The sequence below is a fragment of the Bacteroides sp. HPS0048 genome (assembly GCF_964240755.1).
Taxonomy (GTDB): Bacteria; Bacteroidota; Bacteroidia; order Bacteroidales; family Bacteroidaceae; genus Bacteroides; species Bacteroides nordii.
Window position 1 is genome coordinate 1 of the sequence record NZ_CAXSVC010000068.1, and the last position, 2,828, is coordinate 2,828.

3 protein-coding genes are annotated in these 2,828 nt (G+C 41.9%); all 3 read right to left on the reverse strand.

The features are described from left to right. Nucleotides 1-9: 9 nt before the first annotated feature. Entirely contained in the window at nucleotides 10-1,113 is a 1,104-nt protein-coding gene (locus tag ACESQI_RS24015; protein ID WP_007219893.1) for a plasmid recombination protein, read from the reverse strand. Between the two features lie 618 nt (nucleotides 1,114-1,731). Beyond that, entirely contained in the window at nucleotides 1,732-2,322 is a 591-nt protein-coding gene (locus ACESQI_RS24020) for a replication/maintenance protein RepL (protein WP_004295513.1), read from the reverse strand. 244 nt (nucleotides 2,323-2,566) lie between these two features. Continuing rightward, the coding region (locus ACESQI_RS24025; RefSeq protein WP_048926874.1) for a hypothetical protein at nucleotides 2,567-2,828 on the reverse strand (262 nt) is incomplete at its 5' end.

Sequence of the window (2,828 nt, forward strand, 5' to 3'; positions counted from 1 at the left end):
GGGGGGGGGTTACATACCCATACCGAAACCTCTGCTTCTGGTGATTTGCTTGAGTAGGTCTTTCCCCTCTTCCATAGCTTTTGATATGTTTGGGAAATGATGCCTTAAAGCCTCCAGTTGTTCGGAATTGAACAAGTCTTTCATCTTACCAAGTTCTTTTTTCAATTCCTTGGTTTCGGTCTTTAGTTCTTGGTTCTCCGTCCTTAATCGGTTACTGGTTGTCCTTGCGTTGTCCATTTGTTGTCTATAATACTCCTTGTCATTCTCGGCTTTGAATGCCTTTGTGCCGTTTTGCTCTTTTTCAAGTATAGCCTTTCCCAGTCTATCGGATAGCTGTTCATTTTCCCCCTCTAAAGCCTTTACTTTGGCTTTTAAGGCATCCTTTTCCCTATCGTTGACTGTTTTTCCAATCAAGCCGTAAAACTTCTCTGAAGCCTTAGAAATGAGTTTTTGGACGTTCTTCTTTGTTTCAATGGAACGTAGTTCTTTCTGAAGCTGAAGAAGCTGGTTTTGTACGTCCTTGTGTTTGTCTAATGCACTGGATATATCGTTTGATAGTTCCTGAAGCTGTTCTTTCGCACATTCGGTCTTGTACTGCATAGCCGATAAGTGTTTGCGGTCAGAAGAAACGCCACGTTCCATGCCCAGTGTTTCAGATGCTATGGTTTGGAGTTCTGCCATGTCATCACGCGATAAACGCACACTTTTCCCATTCGGCTGCGTCCAATCGAAAACTACATGGGCATGAAGGTTAGGTGTCCATTGCTTTGCGTTCATGTATCCTTCGTCCTTGTGTATATGGATTTGAAATGCTTCGATACCGAAACGTTCTTTGCAGACCGTGGCAAACTGCTGGAGTTCCTGCATGGTGGTTTCTTGTTTGATTACTATTACTCCCTCTCGTATGGGTGCGGCTTTAGCCTGCATCTTCTGCCCAACCGTATCGAGATATCTTTGTTTCGCACTTTCCAGCCGATGGGAGATGCTATCTCCAACCCAGCTTTCATTCAAATGACTAAGTTCGGGACGAACATAGTCCAACTCTTTTTCCCTAAAGTTGTGAATCTCACTCCCCGGCTTCACTGCTTGTACATGAATACTTGTTGCTCCCATAAGTTAACATTTTTGTGACAATCGATAACAGCCGGTGACAGCCGGCTGACAGGGGGTTAAGGGGGCTTGTCCCCTTACACACGCACCCTTTAGGGTGCTAGTGTGCTATCACCATACTGCATAGGTGCGAAGTTAGCAAATGTTCTGTAAATGCACAAATAAAGGGGAAAACATTTGGATTTGCGACAATAAAGTACTACCTTTGTTGCTGACCAAACGGTAGCCGACCGATACGGGAGAGTTACCAAAATACAAGCCGCTGGAGTTAATTGACGGACATCCGACATCTCCAGCGGCTTTATTTTTGCCTATCTGCTTCGTCTAGGCATACCAGTACCTCTACTAAAAATGTACTTCAAAGATACTTATTTTCTACCGACTTGATAGTTTTTACCCCATATTCTTGGACATTTTTCCCCCATGAGGTTATCTTTGTAGGGTGAAAGAGAAACCCATAAACGGGGATAGATTGAATGCTGGGAAGCATAAACAATCGGGGTAAGGTTAGCGAACCTTGCCTTTCATCCCCCATTATAACTTTACATAGAGGAACTTTATCTATCCCCCCCCCGCCCCCAAAGGGGGAGCGACCAAACGGCAGCTTCACTCAATGGAGTGTTACTGTTCATCAAAGCCAAGTGATAATTGTCGTTTCTCTGCTTCTTCTTTCTTTTGGGCAGCTAAAGTCTTTTTCCGAACGTATGTTTTAGCAAATGTCACTCGGTCACCATTGAATACTATCAGAGGATTAATAAACCAAAGATTATCGGCTGGTCCTCGGGCTATGATTTCAGCTTTTACAAGTTCTGCAAGTCCTTTATAAACGGCTTTGTCTGTTTTGTATTTGGTATATTCTAGGCATTTTTTTCTATTGAAGATGATTAAATCATTTTTGGGTTTCATGCAGGTCATAAAGTAACCAAAAACCCGAATAGCTGCTTGTGATAGGTCAAAGAATGCAGCAAAGTTAGAAAGATACAATTTAGTGAATTGTTCTTCATCTACTTCTATTTGACGGATAAACGAAGTCTTAAACACTTCTCCAGTTTCAGTGTCGGCTAAAGCTACTACGGCTCTCTTATCGCCACCACTATTACTCTTATACTTTTTAACAACATGATTTTCAATACCTTCTATAGCTTGTTTCATAAAAGGATTTTCTTCGTTCTTTTGAAAATCGGTTAACTTAACTGCTTTTTTATTTTCCATTTTGATGTGTTTTTGGGAAATATTATTCTCCACAAAGTAAACTATTATTTTCCATAAAAACAATATTAAGGGAAATATTATTTTCCTGTTTAGTATTATATTAGGAAATCAGTATTTTCTAGATTGGAAAATGAGAATTTCCAATATGGAAAATGCCCTATATTGTGTATCAAGTACTTAACTTATTCTATTTCTTCTATTCTTAATATACCCCCAAAACAGCACAAAATCAGTCACTTAAAAATCATCGGTCGGGGAGCGCCCAGCGGCAAGGGGCGGGACCACCCGTCCCGACGAGCGCCACACCATAAACTTTTTTTAGAATAAGCACACAACCGTTTTCCGAACCCTGCAAAATTTCTTCCGAATCCGAACGACGTAACACTCCATTGAGAGAGGCTGCCGTTTGGTCGCTCCCCCTTTGGGGGCGGGGGGGGGTTACATACCCATACCGAAACCTCTGCTTCTGGTGATTTGCTTGAGTAGGTCTTTCCCCTCTTCCATAG